The 8179-nt window shown below is 40.3% G+C and carries 13 protein-coding genes; all 13 read right to left on the bottom strand.

Translation table 11 applies throughout. The annotated features are described in order from the left end of the window. On the bottom strand, window positions 1-911 hold a 911-nt coding region (locus I593_RS00065; protein ID WP_016165283.1), incomplete at its 3' end, for a phage portal protein family protein. An 11-nt stretch (window positions 912-922) separates the two neighbouring features. Continuing rightward, window positions 923-2329 (bottom strand): phage terminase large subunit, encoded by a 1407-nt coding sequence (terL, locus tag I593_RS00060; RefSeq protein WP_016165282.1) that lies wholly within the window; start codon window positions 2327-2329, stop codon window positions 923-925. Then, window positions 2319-2786: a DUF2280 domain-containing protein gene (locus I593_RS00055; protein ID WP_016165281.1), complete on the bottom strand. Its 468-nt coding sequence runs from the start codon at window positions 2784-2786 to the stop codon at window positions 2319-2321. The genes terL and I593_RS00055 overlap by 11 nt, the downstream gene beginning before the upstream one ends. A gap of 46 nt (window positions 2787-2832) precedes the next feature. Next, on the bottom strand, window positions 2833-3483 hold the full coding sequence (locus tag I593_RS00050; protein ID WP_016165280.1) for a putative metallopeptidase: 651 nt from the start codon (window positions 3481-3483) through the stop codon (window positions 2833-2835). Between the two features lie 52 nt (window positions 3484-3535). Then, the gene (locus tag I593_RS00045; RefSeq protein WP_016165279.1) at window positions 3536-3895 is read right to left on the bottom strand and encodes a hypothetical protein; all 360 of its coding nucleotides are present in this window, start codon (window positions 3893-3895) and stop codon (window positions 3536-3538) included. A 71-nt stretch (window positions 3896-3966) separates the two neighbouring features. Continuing rightward, window positions 3967-4668 (bottom strand): hypothetical protein, encoded by a 702-nt coding sequence (locus tag I593_RS19685; protein WP_016165278.1) that lies wholly within the window; start codon window positions 4666-4668, stop codon window positions 3967-3969. A gap of 805 nt (window positions 4669-5473) precedes the next feature. Beyond that, window positions 5474-5701: a hypothetical protein gene (locus I593_RS00035; protein WP_016165276.1), complete on the bottom strand. Its 228-nt coding sequence runs from the start codon at window positions 5699-5701 to the stop codon at window positions 5474-5476. 142 nt (window positions 5702-5843) lie between these two features. Next, complete coding sequence (locus I593_RS00030; protein WP_016165275.1) at window positions 5844-6257, bottom strand: antiterminator Q family protein; 414 nt, start codon at window positions 6255-6257, stop codon at window positions 5844-5846. Between the two features lie 10 nt (window positions 6258-6267). Continuing rightward, complete coding sequence (locus tag I593_RS00025) at window positions 6268-6702, bottom strand: hypothetical protein (RefSeq protein WP_016165274.1); 435 nt, start codon at window positions 6700-6702, stop codon at window positions 6268-6270. Continuing rightward, window positions 6695-7057 (bottom strand): hypothetical protein, encoded by a 363-nt coding sequence (locus I593_RS00020; protein ID WP_026440883.1) that lies wholly within the window; start codon window positions 7055-7057, stop codon window positions 6695-6697. Before I593_RS00020 ends, I593_RS00025 begins: the two co-directional genes overlap by 8 nt. Before the next feature lie 4 nt (window positions 7058-7061). Continuing rightward, entirely contained in the window at window positions 7062-7322 is a 261-nt protein-coding gene (locus tag I593_RS00015; RefSeq protein ID WP_016165272.1) for a hypothetical protein, read from the bottom strand. After that, on the bottom strand, window positions 7319-7780 hold the full coding sequence (locus I593_RS00010) for a hypothetical protein (RefSeq protein ID WP_016165271.1): 462 nt from the start codon (window positions 7778-7780) through the stop codon (window positions 7319-7321). Before I593_RS00010 ends, I593_RS00015 begins: the two co-directional genes overlap by 4 nt. Further along, a complete protein-coding gene (locus I593_RS00005; RefSeq protein WP_016165270.1) occupies window positions 7777-8139 on the bottom strand; it encodes a DUF7694 domain-containing protein in 363 nt (120 codons plus the stop codon). Before I593_RS00005 ends, I593_RS00010 begins: the two co-directional genes overlap by 4 nt. Window positions 8140-8179: the final 40 nt, after the last annotated feature.

Raw genomic sequence — 8179 nt, 5'->3', positions numbered from 1 at the left:
CGAACGTTCTCGTGAACTTTACCTAAAGCATAGCCACTGGTGCCATCAGATTGACTGGTAAGGGTTTGTCCCAATACGATCTTCTGAATTTGTTGTGCGAGCGTTTTATTAAACGTCTCAAAGGCTGATCCAGCAGTACCACTTGCGCCAGTTGTACCTAAAACCTGTACATCATCTTTAGCATCAATTGATAGGACACTCTGAGCATGTGCATTAAGCAGTGCCTGATTCATATCATCAATTTCTGAATCTTCGCATTTACCAAGAAGAATTGGTGTGCCAAAACGCTCCAGAAATTTAGCCCAAAACTTGAACCCATTTTGCTTAAAGAAAAACACCCAATAAAGTGTAGCTAATAATGCTTTGCCATATGGTTGTTCATAGGAAGCTTTACGGCGAGTAAGGAAAAATTTGAAAATCTGATCAACTTCCAATTCTTGTGAATTACCGTCTTTCCGTAAAATCAAGCGACCATCATTCTTTGGCTCAAACCATTGCATTGGCTTTTCACCAATCCACTGCAGTCCGATATAACCTTCTTCCTTTAACTCATACACAGCTTCTTGAACGGAGTAACCAAAGAACAATGCATTCAATGCACCGGATGCAATTTCAAAGTACCACTCATCCAACTGCTGTTTTAAGTAAACAGCCTCAGGCGTATCACTTGGCTCAATCCGGTATGGTGTAGCCAGTAATGCATCAATCCTAGTTTCTACAGCTTGCGCAATTTCATCATCATCAAGCAGGACACGTAGTCTATGGCGAGTAATGCCTGCCTTTCGAAGCACTTCATCATTATCTGGTTGTCTGCCAAAATGTGAAAAGAAGTTTGAAATAGCTTCTTGAGTGTAAAGTTTGCCGCGTGACAAAGACTTCTTTGACGCTTTGTCTTTTTTAGGCTTTGCCATGGGATTTCCTTTTAATATGTACGACTACCTGCACCTGCAGGTTTTTTACCAATTCTTGCTTCATTCAAATCATTGAAAGCATCACTGCAACCATCCACTTGATCGTCGTGTGTACCATTTGGAAAGTTGCGTAATTCTTCAATGAGTGCTTTATTCCAGTCACCACTAAGCATCTTCACATTTCCAATATTGACCTGAGCGGCAAATGGTTGTGCTCGAGTAATCTTGTCGCCAGACACCGTTTCAGCTTTGACGTTAAATCCGCTGAGCTTTGTAATGAAGTTTTTAGCTTGAGCTTTACCCGCTTGACCAGGATCTTGAGGAAGTCTGATGCCTACTGATCGACCATCCATTTTTGCTGTCTGAATGATCGTATTCTCAACACCATCTGGTCCCCATCGTCCACGAACCATATCCACAATGTAGATGATGTTGTCTTTGGTCTTGAGCATTCTTGGTCCTGCTGTCCAATCCCCTTCATTCTCAGATGCAGCAAGGTCCCATGCCCGAACCTCTTTAATGAACTCCGCAGGAAGGACTTCTACAATTTCAATTCTGTCGGGCTTAAAAAAACCGCCTGCAGGCGGTGATGGTAATTGTCGATACTGACCAGAGAATACATACGGCGCTGCATCCTCCATGACGTTTAATCGCTCAATGCTATGCTTTTCAGGCCATAATGCTGAGCCATCAGGTTGAATTGCAGGTAGACACAAATGCTCCCATTCTTCACCGTTTCCACCATCAAGTAACCAACCTGCTAAGTCCTGCTCATGCAGACGCTGCATGATTACAATGATCGGCGTATCTGGAGAGTTGGTTCGAGACTCTAATGTGTTTTGAAACCACTCAATCACGTTGCCTCGTATTGTGTCTGAGCTTGCTTCACTGGCTTTGTGTGGGTCATCGATGATAATCGCACCACCAAACTCTTTTCGAATCTTCCCCGCACCAAAACCCGTGATCGTACCTCCTGTCCCCTGTGCATAGCAGACACCACCAGCAACAGTTCTCCAGTCATCCTTTGCTTTACTGTCGTCTCTAAGCTCAAAGTCTGGAAACACTCGCTTAAAAGCTGTTTCTTGAACCAAGTTGCGCGTCTGGAATGCATTGTTTGCTGCCAGTGTTGCTGAGTAGCTGATATGAATAAATTCACAATCAGGCACTTTGCCAAAACACCAAGCCATAAAATTAATTACAGCCAATTCAGTCTTGGAGTATCGCGGTGGTATGTTGATGATTAATCGCTTTGTCTCACCTCGAAACACCTTCATCAGCGCATCACAAACGACTCGATGGTGCCAGTTATGCATCCATTTATATTTACGGCGCTCTTTAAACATATATCGTGAAAAGAAGTACAAGTCTTCTTGGGCTTCGATTTGAATCGCAAGTTCACGTGCTGGATCAGTACTCATCTAAAACCTGCTCCCTTGCTTTAAGGTAGCTTTCCGTTGATATGCTGGAATTTACAGTCTCGATTGGTTTGCCATCTTTGCCAGTAATTTCCTGACGATTAGTAAATAGCCCCCCCATTTCTTTTGCTGCCTGTTCAGCCCATTTAGGGGTTAAAACAGGGTTATTCGGGTAAACTTCAACAAGATTTTGTAATAGCTGCAAACGATACCTTTTATTAGCAATTGGGATAGCTTCAAGTTCTTCATTCGCTTGACGGCGATAATCAAAGAATAAATTTCGAAGTTCCTGACTAAGATCCTGCCCAGTTCTTTTTGTCGGATCATATGCTTCACATTGTTGTGGAGTTACATCAATATTGAAAACATCTTTTACTGCTTTTGATGTCTGAGTTGGTGGCTCAAACTCAGCAAGCATTCTTACGATGAATAATTTCACCTTTTTAGTAATACGTGCCATTTCAACCATTCCATCCAAGTACATCCAAGAAGAATGGCAAAAAAATTTAAACCACCTTCAAATAACAAGTGCCACATGCATGATAGATATCAGCTTTTGATACTTCAGGGCGTGAGTTTACAGCTTTTGCCATTTCTTCAATTTCCTTGCTTGTTGCCCCATAACGGCGTACTACACCCACAAATTCTTCAACATCATGTGAGCGAATTTCCAATTTGGGTTTACCTGTTTCACGGTTATAAGAAGGTGCACCCCATTCATCCAGTTTATGAGCAATGTGATAAAGCTCGTGTTCAATCAAAGCACAAAAGTTTACATCGTTAGACTGTTTTGCATATTGAGCATCAATCGTGATGAGGTATTCAGGCATGGTTTGAAACCACTGATAATATTGTTCTTCTTGTCGAGCCTTCTTCCAACCGCCCGCATTGATCATAATTTTTTCAGCTTGACCAACCACAAAGCGACCTTGCTTTCTAAATCCACCATTTGCCCAGATTACGGCGATTTGTGGGTAATAGAAAGCGCCTAAATGCTGATGATCAGGGTTAAATAATTTATGTTCTGGATTCAGAAATATCTGTTTAATCCATTTCCATAATTCAGGTGCTGGTGCAAAGTTAGGCGTATCTAATGCAAAAAGCCAATCAGGTGGGTAAGGTCGTTGCTGAACGACAAAGCCTACATCATTTTTCATAAATTGCGCCCATTAAAAAACCCGCAAAAGCGGGTTATCATGTCAGTTGAATTTATTCTAAAAATTTGCCATCTCTAACACTATTCAAAACAATCAAGCCTTTGATAGCAAGCTTCAGCTGATTTTTAAAATATGTTGTCACTTCAACGCCTAGAGTCTTTCCTTCGTTAGTCAGTATTTCGACACAAACTTTTGTACCTGAGAAAAGTTTAATAAAATCTTCTAAACTTCCATATTTATGAATATTTTCTACGTAATGCTCAGCAATGGTAACGATGCAGAATGATCTTTTTTCTGTAACGATCTCAGGCTGATCTAAATCTATTTCAATCACACCTGAATTGGTAATTAAAATTTTATTAGCAATATGATGTAATACTTTGCCTTTTTTAGATATTTTCAAAGATGGCATAGGGTATCCAGAATTTTCGCTTATATAAAATCTAACACTGTTCATTACGAAACTAAAACCGAAAAATATTTCTAATTACTGGTTTTAATTATTTTGCCTTCCTTGATCAATTGATTTAAACCATTTTCAACACTTGGCATACGCATTAAGTATTCTTGAAATTTCTTATTGTAATCATCTTTTTCTAGTATTGGATGTATTTGTTCATCACTACTTCTACTCCTATTAAGGCTCTCATACTGCTTCACAACAATTGATTTATTTTCCATTATATTAAGCAGTCTACTTAGGTATTTAGAATCTTTGTAGAATTTCTCCATTATTTTCATATATGCAGAAAGATCCATATTTTCTTCTTCTATTTCACGGTATAACAGACTAAATTGAATTAAGTGCTTGGTGGTAATTTCATAATACGTTAATCGACCAACATCTTCATTAACCTCAATCTTTCTATGCTCTATGGCCTCTGCATAATCTATTAGTGACTCTTCGATCTCTCTTGCTTTATTTTTTACTGAATCCAAAAGCTCAAATAATGATTTAACCTTATGCTCTTCTCTCCAATCACTAAACAAGACGAATGCAGCAACTGGTGCGAGAAAAGCAGCTGTCAATGTCAATGTATCTCTGATTAGTTCGTACGTTTTATTGGGATCAAATTTTGGTCCATCACTTTTTAAAAAAGCACCCACAATAAAATAAAGTATTGTTAATCCTGCAGCCCACCAACAAACCCTATTAATCTTCTCTTTTAATGTCTTCTTTTTCATAAATCACCCAAATAGCATAGGCAGATAATACAAGAACCAAATAAGAAAAGAAAAACTACGCCAATATCTAGAATTGAGCAGGGTTCTTTACCGTAATACGTTCGGTTAGTCTTCAACTTCTTTCAAACAATTTCGGCACACTTTGATTTCTTCATCGTCAATCGTGTAATCAATCTCTATCGCACCGTGCAATCCAAACAAACACATTAAAAAGCGGAGCATGTGATTCTCCTGTATAAGGTGTATAGCTACCACAGAAGCTCAGTGCTGTGGTCCACGGCTACTCGCTTACTTTAAAAACCACTGGATAGGCACAGTATTTTTAGTTTTCAGCTTTCGTATTCATTTTTTGGCGGGGCATCACTCCCAAATCTGATTCTTGCTTTCCTGCATATCCTATCCATGCTCGATGAACTGCATGGGTTGTATCCTCTTTCGTGGGATCTAAACGTGCTTACTCAAACAGTCTTTAGCTAATTAGCAAGCTTTAGAATGTGGGCATTCTCTTCCCCTAGCTACTCACTTGTGCATGTCACAAGCACCTTTTTAGAAGCAACAAAAAAGCCCATCATTCGATGAGCTTAAAATTAGGTGGCGGCATTCAATTTAAACCACTACGAATAAATGTGCCGCCATAAAAAAACCCACAAATTACATTGTAGGCTATTAAAATTTAAAAGATTAGTCAGGGAACTATCTACTAAATCTGACGCGAATTTTGCAGAAAACCTAAACAGATTGCAATACCTAAAATGCATCTAAAATACATTTAATTCATATTTATTAGCCATCAACACTGCTGTCCCTATCGGGATAGTTGTAAGGGTTTAATTTTTCCATCTTGATATTCACAAACCCACAGGCTGGCGTTAAATAATGAATCAATTGCTTCTTGTTCTGATTTAAATTTTGTCGCTGACTCCAGATCTTTCACAAGGCGAATTACACCATCTGACCACACTTGAGCATATTCATAATATTTTTCATCACCTTTAATGCTACTATTTGTGATTCCAATATACTGTTTTGTCACCTGATTATTCTCTATTTTACTTTGGAGATATATTTATAACACAGGCAACAAAAAAGCCCACCTTTAGATGAGCTTTTAGATACTGGTGAAAGCATAACAACTTGCCACCATAACACGAATTTAAACCAAGTGTGCTGCACTGTCAAGATTGCAACATATCTATTTTCCCATCCAGGTATGCAAGACCTTTGTCAATTTCCGCTCTAATCGTAGCTTTACTGCATTTATGTGCAATTGCAATTGATAAATACGACCACTCATTTTCATAATAAAGTATTAAATACCATGCTCTTGAGGCTAAATACTCACGACTGTCATTGTGCATTGATGCGAGTAATTTACTTACCTGCACTGCCTCAAAATCATTAATCTCACATACCATAGATACGCGACTTGCGCGGACTCTGCTTTTGTCATTTTGGTCAATTAGTATTGCTAATGGATTGGCTGTTACATTAAATTTTACTGATCTTACCCAAAGCCCATATTGTTCTAACCACTGGTGGGCAGAACGCTTAGACCAATCCATGATTTGTTTTTTCACTACTGCATTCATGCCCTATCCCTCAAAACTTGGCAAATCTTTTAAAAACCAACATTGCTGCATCACGTGCATGCTCATTCGTACGACCAACCCAACCAGTCATACGCTTAAAATCCGTAGCTTTCTTTTTCGTTGCATTTGCTGCTGGATGAACCATTAAAAATTTAAAACCCTGCTCTTTGCACCAATCCTCCCAAATTTGCGCATCACGCTTTACTGATCCAACACCTTGAGACTTTTCACGACCTCCAGTGAACCAGGTACGCTTCCGAGCATCTTCAATGTATAAACAGACGTTACTGATTCCCCATTGTTCAATTAATTCCTTTACCTTCTCCATTGCCTGAGTAATTGATAAAGACCCCACTTGCTCCAGCTCCCCACCATTGCCACGGTCTGCAGCAACGGCGAAGCCTGTATTCACTCCTGTATCAATACCAATCAGGATTTTAGTCATTCAGTACAAACTCCCGATCATCTTTGCAGAAACATACATAGCCAACTTGTACGGTTAAATTGCGGTACCCAATGCCTTCATCAAAATCGAATAAGCGGTCGCCGTGCTGATACTTCAAGCTATTAAAGAATGGTTGCTTCGTGAAAAATGGTTCAAATTCTTTCCGTAAATCCACTTCTTGAATGACCTTCACATCTGCTTCAAGACAGCTAAACGGCGTGCCATCATTCAAGCGCCCCATTACTCGCCCATCTTCCACTCGATCTAAAACGCCGTAGCCATGAAAGCGTTTTCCAGAATAGTCAGTTGCAGACTCACTGATGAAATCTACTTCTACGCGGTCGCCTTTTTTCATGATGTCACCCCAATCCATTTAATTTCAGAGCTTCATTTACATGAAGGTCAGTAACTATTGTTGTTGGTGCAATATGATTTCTAATGTCGGATACATCGTCCGTGCGGTCATGGTCAGCAAGTGCTGCACGGATGTCTTTAAGGTGAATATCGCTACTACATCTAATAAACCCGTTTGTATACATCCCCATATGAGCGTTCCAGCACACAGCCCATTCGGGTGCACCATCCACAATTTCACGCATTCTCTCGATTGTTAAATTCATGATTTCACCTTCTCAGATTTGCGCTTTTCTCTAAGCTTCTTGGTTCTCACTATCGATGCAGCTTTATCGCATCCAACACAGCAATTGTTTGACGTATATCGCAAGGTTCCACCACACGCCTTGCAAGTGGTTCCGTGATAGCGCTTTTCCCCCTTGTTGAGCGCTTCATTTCTCGCGGTAACGCTTGGGTTGTTTCTTCTTGCACGCGCTTCTGACACAGCACTCGCCATCACTTCACGCATGGTCTTTTGAGCTTTGGGTTTTGAATTATTCCAACCCTTGTTGTATTCCCCCGAAAAGCCTTGAGGCAATTGCTCGATAGCACCACCATTTGATAAGAATGCTTCGAGCTGTGAATCAAGCTCATCTCGAAGTGATTTCTTCTGCTCCATCTGTGCAAAGGTGGTGTTTCTGCCGATCTGGACGGCTTGAATGCGTTGCTGTAGTAATTCGTTCATGCTGCACCAGCCTTACCCACCATAAAGCTTGGCGGCGTTGGTAGGGTTTGCTCAGTTGGTTTCCATAAGTGCAGGCAGAATGGATGGTTATTCACATAGTCGCTTTTAGGTGGGTGATACTGAATTACGCAATCATCTTCACCCCAAAACAGGGACTTGATGAAACACATTTCTTCCCAAGTTGGACAGCGTGTTGGAAGTGAAACACTGACATGCTCCCAACCCATTTGATCACTAGCAATGACAGTGAAAACACATTTCTTGGTCTTCACCCAAAATGCACCATTGTTCCCATAGCTCTCATTGCTCGCCAATGGTCCCGATTTAATTCTGAATTTCTCTGGAACAATAAAACTCACACCCCACCTCCTACCAAAGCAGCAATATCTCTAGGCACAG

The sequence above is a fragment of the Acinetobacter tandoii DSM 14970 = CIP 107469 genome (assembly GCF_000400735.1).
Taxonomy (GTDB): Bacteria; Pseudomonadota; Gammaproteobacteria; order Pseudomonadales; family Moraxellaceae; genus Acinetobacter; species Acinetobacter tandoii.
The sequence above is the reverse complement of the archived record's forward strand: the minus strand, read 5'-3'. Positions and strand labels throughout refer to the sequence as shown.